The organism is Geosporobacter ferrireducens (assembly GCF_001750685.1).
In the GTDB taxonomy this organism is placed as follows: Bacteria; Bacillota; Clostridia; order Peptostreptococcales; family Thermotaleaceae; genus Geosporobacter; species Geosporobacter ferrireducens.
In genome coordinates this window covers 4,133,732-4,151,213 of the sequence record NZ_CP017269.1, presented here as the reverse complement: position 1 = coordinate 4,151,213, position 17,482 = coordinate 4,133,732, and the positions used below count along the sequence as shown (strand labels likewise).

Genomic DNA, 17,482 nt, shown 5'->3' with positions numbered 1-17,482 from the left:
ACGCTTTTTTATTTGAATGACTTTATTTCAAGCCTACATCCCCATAAAGTTATTATGTAGACGTATCTTCACCATCTTCTTCCGGTTCTTCTTCTAAATGAATATTTGCAGGTATAATGATTTTGTTGCTTTTATCATTATGCTCTATAGGATATGTTGAAATGGTTACTCTAGCATCTCCCACCACTTCTACACCTAGTTCATATTCTACCTGAATAGCGATAGTTGGTACTCCAGATACATTCACAATCGAGGTTCCAAGAGATACAGGTTCTTTATTGATTCGCGCTATAATTAACTGATTAAAGTGTTTTTCCTCTATGAAGTTAATCCCCTCTATATTCTCTACTTGAATTAATTCAGAAAACTTTGCAATATTCTTTGAAATTTTTGTATCTCCATTGGCTTCGTACCACACATGTATTTCAAATTGGCCATTTACGCTTACATTAATGTTTTTTCTATTGAAATTTTCAAATTTACTATCTATAATTTTAGCATTCGTAATGGTACAACCTAAAACACGACTAGGGTCTGCATTTTCATCGCCTGTAATATGAATGGTTGTTTGATATATATGACTGGCATTTCCACAAACAGCAGTAGTTATAATTGTTCGCATACTTCCTGCATTTTTTTTGTCCATCATTACCCTCCTTTACATCAAAACATTTTCTTTTATGTTCATTATATTCACCATTTTGTTAGATGTGCTATTTCATATCATTTATTTTATTAAAAAACAAAATTCTTCATCTTATCAAGAAGGTACACTTTAAAATCATCTCTTATATCATCTCTTTTTAAAGCAAATTCAACAGTTGCTTTGATAAATCCTAACTTATCTCCCACATCATATCTTTTTCCTTCAAAATGAAAAGCATACATATCCTCATAACGAACTAGCTCTCTTAATCCATCTGTAAGTTGTATTTCTCCACCTCGACCCGGTGGTGTATGTTCTAAAATATCAAATATTCTAGGTACAAGGATATACCTTCCCATAATTGCAATATTTGACGGTGTTGTCTTTACCTTTGGTTTTTCTACTAAATCTTCTATCTTTACAAGATCCTTTGTTATCTTTTTCCCCTTAACGATACCATATTTATTGACGTCCTCTCTATTAATTTCTTGCACACCTAAAATCGTTGAATCATATTCTTCATACAATTTAACCAGTTGACTTAAACAAGGGATTTTAGAATCGATGATATCATCACCCAACAACACTGCAAAGGGTTCATTTCCGATAAAGGTTTTTGCACAGCAAATCGCATGACCTAATCCCTTAGGTTCTTGTTGCCGTACATAGTGAATTTTTGCCATACTTGAAATTCTTTTGATTTCTTTCAGCATTTCTATTTTTCCTGTTTTTTCTAACTGTAGTTCCAATTCAACTGCTTTATCGAAATGATCTTCTATTGATTTTTTATTTCTTCCTGTAATAATTAAAATTTCATCTATTCCGGAGGCTACAGCTTCTTCAACAATATACTGCAGCGCCGGCTTGTCAATTATAGGAAGCATTTCTTTGGGTTGTGCCTTTGTAGCAGGTAATAGTCTTATTCCAAGTCCCGCTGCCGGAATGATTGCTTTACGTATTTTCATTTTATTTCCCCACCCAACTCTTATTATTTATTAGTTCATTATATGAAAAAATGAATATTATGTATTAGGTCAAAACATGAAAACTTTATATTGACTTTAATTCATAATCAAAGGGAGATAGCTTATGCGAAAAATAGCTGTGATAGGTTCAGGATATGTAGGTTTGGTGACAGGCACATGCTTAGCAGAATTTGGAATGCAGGTTACTTGCGTCGATAGAAACATCGATAAGATAGCTGCATTAAATCAGGGAAAGCTTCCAATTTATGAGCCTGGGTTGGATCAGTTGGTGGAAAAAAATAATCATTATAAAAGATTAGAGTTTACCACAGATATAAAAACCGCTGTTGAAAAAAGTGAAGTTATTTTTATTGCAGTGGGTACACCGGCAAAAGATGATGGTGGTGCTGATGTGAAGTCAGTTTTACAGGTGGCTGAAGACATTGCTAAGTATATCAATGGTTATAAAGTTATAGTAACCAAATCCACCGTTCCGGTAGGAACAGGTCAAAAAGTGAAACAAATCATCCGTGATATATTATTCAGTAAAAACAATCATAGCAACTTTGATGTAGTATCAAATCCGGAATTTTTAAGAGAAGGCTCTGCTATTCAAGATTTTTTTAAACCGGACCGTATCGTGTTAGGGGTGGAGTCAAAAATGGCTGAGAAAGTAATGCGGGAGGTATATAGCGTACCTGATGGCCATGGAATACCCTTTATCATCACCAATTTGGAGACTGCAGAAATGATAAAATATGCTGCAAATGCCTTCCTAGCCATTAAGATTACCTATATTAATGAGGTAGCAAATTTATGTGAAAAAGTAGGAGCAGATGTTAAAATCGTTGCTGTGGGTATGGGAATGGATCATCGAATCGGTCCTAAGTTTCTCCAACCTGGACCGGGCTATGGTGGCAGTTGCTTTCCTAAAGATACAAAGGCCTTGGCAAAAACCGGACGGGATAATAGCGTTCCACTTACCCTTGTAGAGCAAACAATTATAGCAAATGAAATTCAAAAGCATCGAATGATTGAAAAAATCAACAGTATTATGGATAATTTAAAAGGTAAAACCTTGGGTGTACTGGGAATTACCTTTAAACCGGAAACAGATGACATGAGAGAAGCTCCTTCACTGGTTATTTTAGAGGGTTTAGTGCAAAAAGGCGCTTATATAAAGGTTTATGACCCCGCTGGAGAAAAAGAAGGGAAATGGCGATTTAACCATATTAAGGATCATTTAGTTTTTTGTCATAATGCGTATGATGCGATAAAAGAAGCAGATGCAATCTTGATTTTAACAGATTGGCCTCAGTTTAAGCAGCTGAATCTAAATGATATCAAAAATCAGATGAGAGGGAACTATTTCTTTGATTTTAGGAACATATTTGAAAGGCATGTGATAGAAGCAAAGGGATTTCAATACTACTGTGTGGGGAGATAATATAGATGAGTACGATATTGGTAACTGGAGGTGCCGGGTTTATCGGTTCAAGTCTGATAGATGAGCTTTTAAGAGCCAATAAAAAAGTAGTTGCAGTGGATAATTTTAATAACTATTATAATCCAAAAATAAAAGAAAATTATATTAAAGAAATACTGTATAATATGACTAGATTAAGTATTGAACCGGATAATTTCACACTGTATCGAGAAGATATTCGAAACAGAAATAAAATGGAAGAAATATTTAAGAAGCATGAAATTTCAATCATCATCCATCTGGCTGCCATGGCAGGAGTAAGATCCTCAATAGAGAATCCGGACCTATACTATGATATAAATATTAATGGAACCCTTACTCTTTTGGAAGCAGCTAGGAAAAATGGAGTAGATAAGTTTATATTTGCTTCTAGTTCCTCTGTCTATGGAAATAATAAAAAAGTACCATTTCGTGAAGATGATCCTGTAGATCAACCTATTTCCCCCTATGCTGCTTCGAAAAAAGCAGGAGAATTAATCTGTTATACCTATCATCATCTTTATGAAATGAGTATTGCTTGCTTGCGTTTTTTTACGGTATACGGACCAAGACAGCGGCCCGATCTGGCCATTAATAAATTTACCCAGTTGATCATGACCGGGCAACCTATTCCTGTCTATGGCAATGGCTCTACCCAAAGGGATTATACCTTTATTGGAGATATTATTGACGGCATTATGAAAACAATAGATTGGATCAATAAAGAAGAGAAACAATATGAAATATTTAATCTAGGGGAATCAAAGACGATAACATTGAATGAAATGATAGCAACCATAGAAAGAGCATTGGATATTCAAGCCGTGGTCAATCGACTGCCGATTCAGCCCGGCGATGTGGATAAGACTTTTGCTGATATTTTAAAGGCTAAAGCGGTACTCGGCTATCAGCCCGGTAAAACCTTTGAAGATGGAATAAACGATTATATCAAATGGCTAATGAGGTATAAAGGAGATCAGAAAGGCCTATTCCTTTGTTAGGAATTATACGGCAAAATGAAGCAAGGCTATTGAAATTTCAATAGCCTTGCTTCATTTATCTATCTTTAAGAGGATATTCCTTCTAGTTTTCTTAGTTACTATATGATTTAACTTGATTAAACAACTCTAGTAGTTGTTGTGCAACGCGATTCCAGTTATATTTTTCTTCAGCAAGTTTTCTGCTCATTCCTCCCATTTTTTCTGCTATATCAGGATGCTCTAAAAGATACATTATTTTATCAGCCATCACTTCGGAATTATTGTATTCATGAATAACGAAACCATTTACATTTTCTTCTATCACTTCAGCATTTCCTCCTCGCGCTGTAGTAATAATAGGCAAGCCTGACGCCATTGCTTCATAATGGACTCGAGCAAGGGGTTCTCGCCACTGCGAAGCGCAAACAAAAATATCGGCCGCTTGAAAGTATTTTGGAACTTCTGAAGGAGGTAAGAATCCGGTAAATATGACTTTTCCATTTAGATTACTCGATATTTGATGAAGCTCTCTACCAAAATCATCGGTTATATTACCGCCATACCATTTGCTTCCTACCATAATCACGGCTGTATTTGAGTAAACTTCCATAACTTTTTGAACAGCCTTCAATAGGATATGAGGACCTTTTTTAGGGCTAAATCTTCCTACAAATAAGATTATCTTTGAGTCTGTAAGATCTAGTGCTTCACGCATTTTCCTGCTGTTTTCTTTTGCTTCATTAAACCAAGGAGGTATAAATTCCTTTAAATCTGCTGCTGAATAAACCGTGTGTAGTTTTTCTTCTGATTCAGGATACATTCTTTTTAACTCATCTGCTATGAACTGACTGACAGTAGTAATAAATTCACAGTAGTTAATACATTTCTTTGCACGTTCTTTATTTATTTTTTTAGTTGTAAACATTTCGTTATGAAGACTGAGACTGAATTTTGCGTTTGGAAAAGCCGATTTTAATCTTAAAATCCATAGAGGTCTGTTAAATACATGAATCAAATCATATTCATCTGCAATTGTATTTATAATATTTTTGATATATTCATCTGCTGTTTTTCCTTTGACGCGTAAGTATTGTACATTTCCCACCTTTTCATTGTCTGACATTTTATTATTTTTTAAACTAATGACTGTAATTTCATGATGTTCAGACAAAATTGGTACTATATTGTTAATATAGATTTGAATCGCTCCTCCTGAAACAGGAGGAACAGGAAGCTTCTCTGTACAGATGAGGGCAATTTTCATATTAATCCACCTTTTGTAATAAATTTTTTAATAATTGTAGCTTTTTTCTTTCAAATGTTGCAGCTCCCTTAATTTTACTTGAGCTGATGGCTTTACTCTTTTTAAAAATATCTTTAACAGCTCCGAAAAACCCGTGAGGATACATTAAGTCAATGATCAGGATTTTTTTGTATTCCTGAGACAGTGGGTTAACTTCTTCATACCATTTTAGTATTGACATGATTTTTTCTTCATTGCAGCTGCTAAGATTTTGCATTTGTTTTCCAATGATCTTCCGCAAATCACGAAGGGGTAAATCATAGGTAGTACTATCAAGATCAATTACATATAAAATATCATTACTATAGATAACATTTCCTTCTCCATAATCTTGATGACAGAGAGTACACTCTTGAAGGGGTATACCTGTCAGCTTTTCGTAGGAGGATTTTTTTATCTCTTCAATAGCCATATTTGCAATTTCCAGCATTTCATCAATACAACTTAAGTAGGCCTGAAAAGAGGGCATTTGCTGCTTCGATACAGCTTCTTCTCTCCATTTTTCAAGTCTTTTAGCCATAGACTCATATTGATTCGGCCAATTTTCCAGCTTAGAAGATATTCTTGCATGATCAGGGGCAGTATAACCTTTAGAAGCTAAGTGAAAGTTTGCCAATCCCTTTATTGCAATAGCCAAATCTGAGGGTAAACTAAAATTTAAGTCCCTGCCCTCAATCCATTCATATAGCACAAAAAGCTGTTCTTCGTGCTCTGTAATGGGTTCATTATCTTTATTAAGGTAGATTTTGGGTACTTTACCCTGATTATTATATATATGAATTTGTGCATTCACAGTAAAGGCTGCTTTATCTATTGAATGTCTTAATCTTTTCAAGCAAAAGGTCTGCTCTTTATCTTTAAATTTCCAAAGAGTTTTTAAACCCTCGTTTTGTATGATTACTAAATGCGCTGGTGCAAGCCAGTAATTCAAAAGAACTTTTTTAGCTAACACATTTAAGTCGCTAGAGGCAAGCTTTGAATTCATTTGTAAAGCTCCTTTCTTTATATTGGTAGCAGTTTTTCAAAATTTTCCAAAAGAGGTATTAAAGATTTTTCAATTTTTAACATTTCTTCTAAACGTTTTAGATATTTTGATTGTGTCCAGCTTTTGTCACGACCCTCATAATACTTACTCATAATCCCTGCAAATAAGTGAGGATATCGTAGGGTTGCTTTTAAAACTTGCCATTGGTAAGGCGTTAGGGGATTCATTTCATGATAGCAAGCCAGTATATACTTTAAAGTTTCTTGATCCCATCCGCCTTTTTTCTTCATAATCTTATTTAATATTTTTCGAATATCTCTTATGGGGATATCCATCGTAATTGAGTCAATATCCAGTACAAATAGTTTTTTTGATTCCGTATAAATTAAATTACCTGCAGCAAAGTCCTGGTGACACAGACACCCTTTATCCCCAGCCTCTTTAGACCATTGATAATAATTGCTTTTTTCCAGCTCGTTTACCGCCATTTCCATCTGTCTATAAAAGTTTTTATATTCTTTTAGAATTAGTTTTCCAAATTCTGTTGATTGTTGCGTAAGGCTTTCAGTTTTATAATAGCCTTCTAATTTATGCATTTCTTCTCGGTATTTGACAATCCATTCACCCAAATGACTTCTCATTTTTGTATTTGATGAAGGGAAAAAGCCTTCCGAAGCTTTATGAAACTTAGCCAGTTCCTGAATAATTAATTTAATATTGCTGTCATTGGAATAAGTTAATGTTTTGCCGCTAATTGCTTCACTCAATACATAACAGGTGTTATTTATTATTGCAATACGCTTGTCTTCTTTGGTTTTTATAACGTCAGGTATATAAATACCTTTTTGTTTTAAATGTTCAACAGCATCTAAGATAAAATTTAGTGTATCAATGGACTGAGACTGTTTCTTTAATATTTTATATCCTGCAGGGGTCTGAATCCACCAAACTCCCTTTTTATCTTTATAGGATTCGTTTTTAATACTAACAACAGTAATATCATATTGTTGCAAGGCTTCTTTAATTTCTTCATTAACGTTAGCCATGTTTTTCCTCCTTACCAATGAAAGGATATAAATTTAAATGCATTGATAGCTGATAAAAATCACTAAAAATATTTTAATAGGGGGAAATCTCCCCCTATTAATTATATTTTCTTAAGTTCTTACTCTTCCTCTTCTTCTTCCTCTTCTTCCTCCTCTTCTTCCACTTCTTTGTTAACCCAACCAATTTTGATAGAAAAAGTTCCTTCATACTCATCATTTTCGTATTTAATTTTATACTCTAAATCTTTATCATCGGGAATAACTACTTCCACGCCTTCCACTTCTAACTCTTCCTTCATTAATTCACCAATCATTGTTTTAACATGTTTTAAACATTCTGATTTTGAACTTTCATATTTTTCTCTATAGCTCATTTTTACACCCCCCTTTTTCTTTTAGTTCATTATATTCTCATTGCCAGAAAAGGGTATAATAAATTTATTAGTTTTTAAAAACAGCTGCAGTATATTTTACTCCTTTTGCAGTTTCTCCAAAATTTCTTTTACTGCCTTATACGCATGCTGGGGCAGCGCCACGCTTCAAGTGCAGTCGGCGTACAGCCGACCTAATAATGAATTAGAAATTGAAATTAGCTATTCCTTGTATTATCATTATTCTACAGACAGAATTTGAAGTACACAGGGAAGCGCAAATGGCGATTTCCATAAAGAAGGGTAAAATTGGATTAAAGGCGAAGGGGGGATAAGTTATGAAACAATTACTAATTGTCGAAGATGACCGCAATCTCAGTCGCGGCTTGTGCCTTGCTTTAAAAGACCAGGAACTTCAAATTGTTCCGTGTTTTGATTTAAAATCTGCTCGTGAACAGCTTGCCTGTGGTGTGACGGAGTTGATTTTGCTGGACATCAATCTTCCCGATGGCAGTGGATTGGAGCTGCTTCACGAAATTAAAACCGTGAGCAATCCTATTCCAGTGATCCTGTTAACTGCCAACGACACTGAAATAGATGTGGTCATGGGGTTGGAGCACGGTGCAGATGATTACATCACAAAGCCCTTTAGTCTTGCGATTCTTCGTGCGAGAGTAAAGGCTCAGCTGCGCCGCAGCATAGCCCATCCATCAAAGCCGTTTGTCATTGACAGCTATCGGTTTGATTTTGAGCATATGAAGTTCTTTAAGGCGGATACTGCGGTGGAGTTAAGTAAAACAGAACAAAAGCTCCTTCGATTGCTGGTGGAAAATCAGGGCGTAACCATAAGCCGGGCGGTTCTCCTGGATCGTATTTGGACAGATGGCGCCGATTTTGTAGATGAAAATGCACTTTCGGTAACCGTTAAGCGCCTGCGGGACAAACTGGATGCGGCGCAGTATGTCAAAACCGTCTACGGTTTGGGCTATGTATGGGCGGTGAAACAGGATGAATGAATGGAATCTTGTCCCGTTTGTCGTTGCGTTGGCAGCTATTCTGCTATGCTTTGCAATCATGCTGCTTCAACACCGTAAAACCAGAAAAATTATGAAAACACTTAACCAAATGCTGGATTGCGCCATGGACGGAAGTTTTGCGGAAAATACTTTTGATGAAAGCCTGCTTTCGGCGGTGGAAAGCAGATTGAATCGCTATCTGGCTGCTTCGGCGGTATCGGCGCGCAATTTAAAAACTGAGAAAGAAAAAATCAAGGAGCTGTTGGCAGATATCTCTCATCAGACCAAAACACCGATTGCCAATATTCTGCTCTATGCACAGCTGTTGGAGGAACAGGAACTACCGGAAGAAAGTATAGATTGTGTAGCTGCACTGCGGGGACAAGCAGAAAAGCTGAACTTTTTGATTGCCTCATTGGTGAAACTATCACGACTGGAAACAGGCGTTTTCACACTTCATCCGGTTTCAAATGCCATTGCCCCTATGCTGGATGAAATAGCCGGACAGTTTGCGCCGAAAGCAGCGCAAAAAGAGATTCAGCTGACTATGAATGCCACTGATGCTCGTATGGTATTTGACTATAAATGGACGACAGAAGCGTTATGCAATCTGGTGGATAACGCCATTAAATACACGCCTGCAGGCGGCAGCATACAAATTTCAGTCAAGGAATACGATCTGTTTTGCCGCATTGATGTGGCAGATAGCGGAATCGGGATTTCGGAAGCAGAACAACCAAAAATATTTGCGCGCTTTTACCGTTCCCATTCCGTCAGCGAACAGGAAGGTGTAGGGATTGGTCTGTACCTAACCCGCCAAATTTTAGCTGAGCAAGGCGGATATATCAAAGTGGCATCATCTTTGGGTGATGGAGCGGTATTTTCAATGTTTCTGCCCCGAAAGACTTAAATTCTTACAAAACTGTTAGAATTGTTTGTCCACCGGAAAGATTCTGGAAAGAAACGTATGATAAAGTCTGTATTGTAGGGATACAATACAGACTTTATATTTGGAGGTATTTATGATGATTATTTTGCAGACACATGATATAAAAAAGGTTTACGGCGCCGGGGAAAATACCGTTCATGCCTTGGCGGGCGTAAATCTGCAGGTTGAAAAAGGAGAACTTGTAGCTATTGTCGGCACATCCGGCAGCGGCAAAAGCACGCTCCTTCACATGCTGGGCGGGCTGGATCGCCCCAGTAGCGGCACGGTCACAGTGGACGGCAAAGATATCTTCTCCCTGAAGGACGAAGAGTTAACCATCTTCCGTCGCCGCAAGATTGGCTTTGTGTTTCAGAATTATAATTTGGTTCCTGTGCTCAACGTCTATGAAAATATCGTTTTGCCCATCCAGCTGGACGGCAACATGCCCGATTCTGCATATGCAGACAGCATTATCGAAACACTGGGCCTGCAGTCAAAACTGCGTAATCTGCCCAACAACCTCTCCGGCGGACAGCAGCAACGTGTTGCTATTGCACGTGCTTTGGCCACAAAGCCAGCCATCGTTTTGGCAGATGAACCCACCGGCAATCTGGATTCCAAAACTAGTCAGGATGTGTTGGGGCTTTTAAAGGTCACAAGCCAAAAATTTGCCCAAACCATTGTAATGATTACTCACAATGAAGAAATAGCCCAGCTTGCCGACCGTATCGTCCGCATCGAGGACGGCTTGATCGTCACTCGATAAGGAGGTGCAAAGCATGAATGTAGCCAACCGAAAATGTATTCGCCAGCTGAGTATAAAAAGCATGAAAGCGGCGAAAACAAGAAATATTATAGCAATAATTGCCATTGCGCTGACCACTGTGCTGTTTACCTCCCTATTCACGGTGGCACTTTCCATCAACCGTTCAATCCAGGAGGCCAACTTCCGTCAGGTCGGTGGCTGGAGCCATGGTACGTTCAAATATATGACCGAAGAACAGTTCAACGAATTAAAAACCGATCCTCTCATCAAGCGGTACGGTTTGCGACGCTTTGTGGGTATGTCCAGTGATGCGCCGTTCAATAAATCTCATGTCGAGGTAGGACACAGCGATGCAAATCAGGCGCATTGGATGTACTGCGACCCCGTCGAAGGCCATCTGCCCGCCGAAGACACCAACGAAGCCGCTACCGATACCCGGATGTTGGAACTATTGGGCGTCGAGCCTGTACTGGGCAATCAATTTACCTTGACCTTTAACGTGGACGGAACGAAAATCACTGAAACCTTTACCCTTTGCGGATGGTGGGAATATGACGAAGCAATCGTTGCCAATCATGTGCTGATTCCTAACAGCCGCGCACAGGCCATCTATAATCAAGTTGGCATCGGAAACGGTATCGGCACAGACGGCATGACCGGCTCATGGAACCTGGACGTGATGGTGGGCAGCTCGCTGCATATTGAGCGGGATATGGACAAAATTCTGGAAAATCACGGCTACCAGCGGGAAAGCCGTTCTGCGGGAAGCAATTACGTCTCAATTGGTATCAATTGGGGCTATACTGGCTCACAGCTCTCGGATAATATCGACCCTATAACCACTATTGCCATTGTGGGGCTGCTGCTGATTATCATCTTTACAGGCTATCTTATTATCTATAACGTATTTCAGATCTCCGTTTCGAACGATATTCGTTTTTACGGACTGCTCAAGACTATTGGGACTACGGGACGGCAGCTGCGGCGTATTATCCGGCAGCAGGCACTACTGTTGTCATTGGTTGGCATCCCTCTGGGCTTGCTGATCGGCTATGGCATCGGCATCAAACTAACTCCTGTGCTACTCTCCCGCCTCAACGGCGTAGTGCAGGACACTGTATCGGCAAGTCCGCTGATTTTCATTGGCTCGGCAGCCTTTGCTCTGATCACTGTAATGATCTCCTGTCGAAGGCCGGGGCACATGGCGGCAAGAGTGTCTCCTGTGGAAGCTGTGCGCTACACCGAGGGAACGGGTAATAAGAAGTCCATACGCAAAGCACAATCCGGTGCATCACTGCCTAAAATGGCATGGGCGAATTTGGGTCGTAGCCGCAGCAAGACAACGGTAACGGTGATTTCTCTGTCTCTGGCAGTGGTGCTGTTCAACATGACGATTACCTTTACCAACGGCTTTGATATGGATAAATATTTATCAAAGATGGCTTCAGACTTTATTTTAGCGGATGCAGTCTACTTTCAGGTGGGAAGTTTTTGGGACAGCGATCATGCCCTGCCCGAGGGTGTCGTCTCCATGATGAAAACCCAGCCCGGAATTGAAGCAGGCGGACGGGTCTATGGCAAATGCAGCACCGTGGAGGAATTTGTCACCGAAGACTATTATCGTGCGATGAACAGCAAGTGGAATGATAAAGAAACTTTAGATCACGCTGTTGCCTTTATGGAGAAGAATGAGGAAGGTCTGCTTGCCGATCGGGTACAGCTTTACGGTATGGAACGCTACGCCATCGACAAACTCCGGGTGCTGGAGGGCGATTTGTCCAAACTCTACGAACCGGGTGGACGGTATGTCGCCGCTGTGTACAGCGAAAATGACTATGGCAACCCTAATTTAAACTCCCATTGGGCGAAACTTGGTGATACCGTTACACTGCGCTTTGTGACGGAATACGAATATTATGCTCCCAACACGGGCGAGATTCTTGATCCCAATAACATACCTGACGATCAAGCTTACCGATATCGTGCAAAGACTTATCAGGATATTGATTACGAAGTGGCGGCCCTGATTTGTGTGCCGCACTCCCTCAGCTACCGCTATTATGGTGCCGATGAGTTCGTCATGAACGACCAGACGTTTATTCGTGATACAGGCACCAATTCCGTAATGTATTACGCCTGCGATACAAAGGATGAAAGCACTGCTGCTATGGAAGCTTTTCTGTCCGATTTGACGAATGAGCAGATGCCGCAGTTCGACTACGAGAGCAAGGCAACCTACGCCGAGGAATTTGACTCCTTCCGCAATATGTTCCTGATGCTGGGCGGCGTGTTGAGCTTTATCATCGGACTTGTGGGCGTGCTTAATTTCCTTAACGCTATTCTAACGGGTATTCTGATCCGCCGCAGGGAATTTGCAGTGCTCCAATCCATCGGCATGACCGGCAAACAACTGAAAACAATGCTGATCTGTGAAGGGCTTTATTACGCGCTCGGTGCAGTGGTGGTATCGTTGATGCTCAGTGTTGTTTTCGGACCGCTGTTGTCCAATGTGCTGGGCAGTATGTTCTGGTTCTTTACTTATCGCTTCACAGTTCTGCCCATACTCTGCGTTGCGCCGATTTTTGTTATACTCGGTATTACACTGCCGCTGACAGTCTACCGTGCTGTTTCCAAGTATTCCATCGTTGAGCGCCTGAGGGAAACAGAATAATAGGAAAAATCAATCAATTGACAAAGTTAACCATATGCATATAGAAAACAGTAGGAGGAATGTATCAGCATTCCTCCTACTGTTTTTCGTATCCGTTTTACCCTTGGGGTCGGTTTACAATTTGTCTTTGTGACTACCCGTCATATTACAGCAGTTCTTTTTTATTATGTTTCTATTATATTACAGACACACTAAAGTAGCTTAATCATCATCTTCTCCATATTCTTCTCCGGAAAAAACCGGCTCGGGGATATCGGTTTCATCTCCCTCTCTTGGAGGATTATCGAGATACGTTAAAACTTTTAATCTTACTTCTCCCACTACTTCTACTCCTAGTTCATATTCTACCTGAATAGCAAGGGTTGGTACTCCAGATATATTTACAACCGAGGTTCCAAGAGATATGGATTTTTTATTGATTTTGGCTATTATTAACTGATTAAAGCATTTTTCTTCAATAAAGCTAATCCCCTCTATATTCTCTACTTGAATTAATTCAGAAAATTTTGCAATATTTTTTGAAATTTTTGTATCTCCATTGACTTCGTACCATATATGTATTTCAAATTGGCCATTTACTCTTACATTAATGTTTTCTATATTGGAATTTTCAAATTTACTATCAACAATTTTAGCATTCGTGATGGTACAACCTAAAACACGACTGGGATCTGCATTTTCATTTCCTGTAATATGAATGGTTGTTTGATATACATCACTGGCATTTCCACAAACAGCAGTAGTTATAATTGTCCGCATTCTTCCTGCATTTTCTTTGTCCATCATTACCCTCCTTTACATCAAAACATTTTCTTTTTATGTTCATTATATTCACCATTTTCTTAGATGTGTTATTTAGTTCATTTATTTTATAACAAAACACTACTCCTTTAAAAGAGTAGTGTCTACTATGAAAGGATATTCATCTAAATGTATTGATCGCCGATATAATAGTCAATAAAAAATAGTAAATAGGGAAAATCTCTCACTATTTACTATTTTTTTAAGGTTTTACACTTCTTCCTCTTCCTCTTCTTCTTCTACTATTTCTTTGTTAACCCAACCAATTTTAATAGAAAAACTTCCTTCATACTCATCATTTTCGTATTTAATTTTATACTCTAAATCTTTATCATCGGGAATAACTACTTCCATGCCTTCCACTTCTAACTCTTCCTTCATTAATTCGCCAATGATCGTTTTAACATGTTTTAAACATTCTGATTTTGAACTTTCATATTTTTCTCTATAGTTCATTTTTACACCCCCCTTTTTCTTTTAGTTCATTATATTCTCATTGCCAGAAAAGGGTATAATAAATTTTATTTTTTTATGATTATAAATATGCCCAGAAATTGATGAAAGAAAAATACTGGCTCCTGAAAAAAATATAGATCAAAAAAAGATCTGCCGTTTTATCCCAGCAGTTCTTTTTCATTATATTTCTATTATATTGCAGACACACTAAAGTAGCTTAATCATCATCTTCTCCATATTCTTCTCCGGAAAAAATCGTCTCGGATATATGGGTTTCATCTTCCTCTTGTTGGGGATTATTTGGATACGTTAAAACTTCTAATCTTACTTCTCCCACTACTTCTACTCCTAGTTCATATTCTACTTGAATGGCGATGGTTGGTACTCCAGATATATTTACAACCGAAGTTCCAAGAGATACAGGGTCTTTATTGATTTTGGTTATAATTGAACTTTTATGATCCGTTTCCGTACTTAGGCTAATTCCTTCTATATTCTCTACTTGAATTAATTCAGAAAACTTTGCAATATTTTTTGAAATTTTTGTATCTCCATTAGCTTCGTACCACACATGTATTTCAAATTGGCCATTTACTCTTACATTAATGTTTTTTATATTGGAATTTTCAAATTTACTATCAACAATTTTAGCATTCGTAATGGTACAACCTAAAACACGACTGGGATCTGCATTTTCATTTCCTGTAATATGAATGGTTGTTTGATATATATGACTGGCGTTTCCACAAACAGCAGTAGTTATAATTGTCCGCATTCTTCCTTCATTTTTTTTATCCATCATTGCCCCTCCTTTACATCAAAAAGTTTTCTTTTAATACTCATTGTATTCACTATTTTCTAAGATGTGCTATTTAATATCATTTATTTTATTAAAAACGCCCACACCTTAACAAAGATATGGGCGCAATAATCATTTTTGCCACAACAATAAAAGCAGTAAATGCATAAAAATATTGAATAGCAATCCTATTGCTTCTTTATACCTACTCCACTCTCCATTTTCACGTCTGGCGAAAGAATGACCTCTTCTCCCTCTTGGAGGCCCGTAATTACCTCTATCTGCTTTTTACTCTCGATACCTTTTTGAATTTCTCTTAATACGGCTATGTTATTTTCGTTAACCAAAACATACGCCTTACCTTCCTGTTGAAATACTGCGTTTTCTGAAATCAACAGTACATTTTCCCTACTGATTGAACTGCACTCCGAGCTAAAGATAGCACACGCTCATTCATTAACGATGCTTGTGACACTCCTATTTCATCTCTTCTGTTAAAAGCATCTTATCTAAGGGAGAGCCTGAAGGCACCATTGGCAAAACATCTGCTTCATATTCTACTAAAAAGTCTATTAGCACTGGTGTTTTTAAAGACGCCTTTGCTTTTTTAAGAGCTGGAAGTATTTCTTCTTGCTTTGATACACGGATACCAATAGCACCATAAGCTTCAGCTAGTTTAACAAAATCTGGTGTATAGGAAGGACAATTTTCACTAGGGGTATTGCACATTTTCGGACAAGTGATAGTTTTTTTAAGACAGGTTCCAGAGTACTTTCTATCATGAAATAGCCCTTGCCACTGTCTTACCATACCTAGAAAGTTATTGTTAATGACAGCTATAATTAAAGGCAGTTCCTGTTGTACTGCTATAGCGAGCTCTTGGATATTCATTTGTAATCCGCCGTCACCAGAAATAACCAGTACTCTTTTTTCTCTATTTCCTATTTGTGCCCCTATGGCAGCAGGAAGACCGTAGCCCATAGTGCCTAAGCCACCGGAACTCAAAAATGTCCTTGTTTTATAAATTCTATAAAATTGTGACGTCCACATTTGGTGCTGACCAACATCGGTGGTAGTTATAGCTTCAGGGAATTGCTCATTCATACATTGAATAACCTCTGTAGGTGAAAGTCGCTCTTTTCCTGGAATAACTTTAAGTGAATGCTCTTTTTCCCAAGTTTTGATCTCTTTTATCCAATGAATGATATCCACTTTTCTGACCAGAGGCAAAAGCTGCTCTAATATTGCTTTAGCATCTCCAACGATGGAAATTTCTACAGGCACGTTCTTTCCAATATTCGTTGGGTCAATATCAATATGAATGATTTCAGCATTTGGTGCAAAATAGTCAAGATTGCCTGTCATTCTATCATTTAATCTTGTTCCTATGGTAAAAAGCAAATCGCAATCAGTGATTGCCTTATTGGCAGCGTAGACACCGTGCATACCGACCATTCCAATATATAAAGGATGGTCCCCGGGAATTGTACCTTTTCCTAATAGAGAGGATACAACAGGAGCACCAATCTTTTCTGCAAACTCTCTAAAAATATCACAGCCATTGGAAACGTGAAGACCTCCACCCGCTAGGAGAAGGGGTTTGCTAGCCTTTGAAAGTTTTTCCGCGACCATTGCTATTTGCCTTGGGTCTCCTTTTATCAACGGACAATATCCACTCACATTTGTAGTTTCAGGATAGTAATCATCACCCATAGCCTTTAGTATATCAACGGATAAATCAACAACTACAGGACCAGGACGACCGGTAGAAGCTATATAAAAAGCTTCTTTTATTATATAGCCTAAGTCTTTTCTGTCATTTACTATATAATTACGTTTACACACTGATTTGGTTAGTTCGACCACATCAGCCTCCTGAAATGCAGACTTGCCAATAAGCTTCAATGGCACTTGACCCGTAAAGCAGACAATCGGAACGGAATCAAAGTTCGCTGTTGCTAATCCTGTAATGGTATTGGTAGCACCTGGTCCGCTGGTTACTAAGCAGACACCTACCCGGCCTGTGGAGCGTGCATATCCGTCTGCGGCATGGATAAGCCCTTGCTCGTGCCTTGGCAAAATAAGTTCTATGGATTCTTCACCATAAAGCTCATCAAATGCAGGAATAATATATCCTCCAGGATATCCAAAGACTACTTCTACATTTTCTTTTTTAAGTGCTTCTACTAATAATCTAGCTCCTGTAACTTTCACAATATACTCCCTCTTTCTTCTTATATTATTGATTAGAAAATGAAATAAGGTTTAATAGTGTTTAATTTTT

The 17,482-nt window shown here is 38.4% G+C and carries 17 protein-coding genes; 6 read left to right on the top strand and 11 right to left on the bottom strand.

Going from position 1 to position 17,482, the window contains the following annotated elements:
* Positions 1 to 52 precede the first annotated feature (52 nt).
* On the bottom strand, positions 53 to 649 hold the full coding sequence (cotE, locus tag Gferi_RS19560; RefSeq protein ID WP_083273653.1) for an outer spore coat protein CotE: 597 nt from the start codon (positions 647 to 649) through the stop codon (positions 53 to 55).
* Positions 650 to 735: 86 nt separating this feature from the next.
* Positions 736 to 1,611, bottom strand: coding sequence for a UTP--glucose-1-phosphate uridylyltransferase GalU (gene galU, locus Gferi_RS19555; RefSeq protein ID WP_069979481.1), 876 nt, complete (start codon positions 1,609 to 1,611; stop codon positions 736 to 738).
* A gap of 124 nt (positions 1,612 to 1,735) precedes the next feature.
* Here galU and Gferi_RS19550 point away from each other — a divergent pair, with 124 nt between their 5' ends.
* Together Gferi_RS19550 and Gferi_RS19545 are read left to right on the top strand one after the other, a co-directional pair.
* Positions 1,736 to 3,058, top strand: coding sequence for a UDP-glucose dehydrogenase family protein (locus Gferi_RS19550; RefSeq protein ID WP_069979480.1), 1,323 nt, complete (start codon positions 1,736 to 1,738; stop codon positions 3,056 to 3,058).
* A gap of 5 nt (positions 3,059 to 3,063) precedes the next feature.
* Entirely contained in the window at positions 3,064 to 4,077 is a 1,014-nt protein-coding gene (locus Gferi_RS19545) for a GDP-mannose 4,6-dehydratase (protein WP_069979479.1), read from the top strand.
* A 91-nt stretch (positions 4,078 to 4,168) separates the two neighbouring features.
* On the opposite strand, the gene Gferi_RS19540 is transcribed toward Gferi_RS19545, so the two are convergent.
* From Gferi_RS19540 to Gferi_RS19525, 4 genes are all read right to left on the bottom strand, one after another.
* Complete coding sequence (locus Gferi_RS19540) at positions 4,169 to 5,320, bottom strand: glycosyltransferase family 4 protein (RefSeq protein ID WP_069979478.1); 1,152 nt, start codon at positions 5,318 to 5,320, stop codon at positions 4,169 to 4,171.
* Position 5,321: 1 nt separating this feature from the next.
* On the bottom strand, positions 5,322 to 6,344 hold the full coding sequence (locus Gferi_RS19535) for a CotS family spore coat protein (protein WP_069979477.1): 1,023 nt from the start codon (positions 6,342 to 6,344) through the stop codon (positions 5,322 to 5,324).
* Positions 6,345 to 6,361: 17 nt separating this feature from the next.
* Complete coding sequence (locus tag Gferi_RS19530) at positions 6,362 to 7,390, bottom strand: CotS family spore coat protein (RefSeq protein ID WP_069979476.1); 1,029 nt, start codon at positions 7,388 to 7,390, stop codon at positions 6,362 to 6,364.
* Positions 7,391 to 7,509: 119 nt separating this feature from the next.
* On the bottom strand, positions 7,510 to 7,764 hold the full coding sequence (locus Gferi_RS19525) for a hypothetical protein (protein WP_069979466.1): 255 nt from the start codon (positions 7,762 to 7,764) through the stop codon (positions 7,510 to 7,512).
* Between the two features lie 335 nt (positions 7,765 to 8,099).
* On the opposite strand from Gferi_RS19525, the gene Gferi_RS19520 reads away from it, so the two are divergent.
* The 4 genes from Gferi_RS19520 (at position 8,100) to Gferi_RS19505 (ending at position 13,142) form a co-directional block, all read left to right on the top strand.
* Positions 8,100 to 8,777: a response regulator transcription factor gene (locus tag Gferi_RS19520; protein ID WP_069979465.1), complete on the top strand. Its 678-nt coding sequence runs from the start codon at positions 8,100 to 8,102 to the stop codon at positions 8,775 to 8,777.
* Complete coding sequence (locus Gferi_RS19515; RefSeq protein WP_069979464.1) at positions 8,770 to 9,687, top strand: sensor histidine kinase; 918 nt, start codon at positions 8,770 to 8,772, stop codon at positions 9,685 to 9,687. The genes Gferi_RS19520 and Gferi_RS19515 overlap by 8 nt, the downstream gene beginning before the upstream one ends.
* A gap of 115 nt (positions 9,688 to 9,802) precedes the next feature.
* Complete coding sequence (locus Gferi_RS19510; RefSeq protein ID WP_069979463.1) at positions 9,803 to 10,471, top strand: ABC transporter ATP-binding protein; 669 nt, start codon at positions 9,803 to 9,805, stop codon at positions 10,469 to 10,471.
* 13 nt (positions 10,472 to 10,484) lie between these two features.
* Entirely contained in the window at positions 10,485 to 13,142 is a 2,658-nt protein-coding gene (locus tag Gferi_RS19505) for an ABC transporter permease (RefSeq protein WP_069979461.1), read from the top strand.
* 201 nt (positions 13,143 to 13,343) lie between these two features.
* On the opposite strand, the gene cotE (Gferi_RS19500) is transcribed toward Gferi_RS19505, so the two are convergent.
* The 5 genes from cotE (Gferi_RS19500) to ilvB form a co-directional block, all read right to left on the bottom strand.
* Positions 13,344 to 13,928, bottom strand: coding sequence for an outer spore coat protein CotE (gene cotE, locus Gferi_RS19500; RefSeq protein ID WP_083273652.1), 585 nt, complete (start codon positions 13,926 to 13,928; stop codon positions 13,344 to 13,346).
* A gap of 225 nt (positions 13,929 to 14,153) precedes the next feature.
* Positions 14,154 to 14,399 (bottom strand): hypothetical protein, encoded by a 246-nt coding sequence (locus tag Gferi_RS19495; RefSeq protein WP_069979457.1) that lies wholly within the window; start codon positions 14,397 to 14,399, stop codon positions 14,154 to 14,156.
* A gap of 217 nt (positions 14,400 to 14,616) precedes the next feature.
* Entirely contained in the window at positions 14,617 to 15,201 is a 585-nt protein-coding gene (gene cotE / locus Gferi_RS19490) for an outer spore coat protein CotE (RefSeq protein ID WP_083273651.1), read from the bottom strand.
* Between the two features lie 185 nt (positions 15,202 to 15,386).
* Positions 15,387 to 15,593: an efflux RND transporter periplasmic adaptor subunit gene (locus tag Gferi_RS19485; protein ID WP_069979453.1), complete on the bottom strand. Its 207-nt coding sequence runs from the start codon at positions 15,591 to 15,593 to the stop codon at positions 15,387 to 15,389.
* 82 nt (positions 15,594 to 15,675) lie between these two features.
* The gene (gene ilvB, locus Gferi_RS19480) at positions 15,676 to 17,412 is read right to left on the bottom strand and encodes a biosynthetic-type acetolactate synthase large subunit (protein WP_069979452.1); all 1,737 of its coding nucleotides are present in this window, start codon (positions 17,410 to 17,412) and stop codon (positions 15,676 to 15,678) included.
* Positions 17,413 to 17,482: the final 70 nt, after the last annotated feature.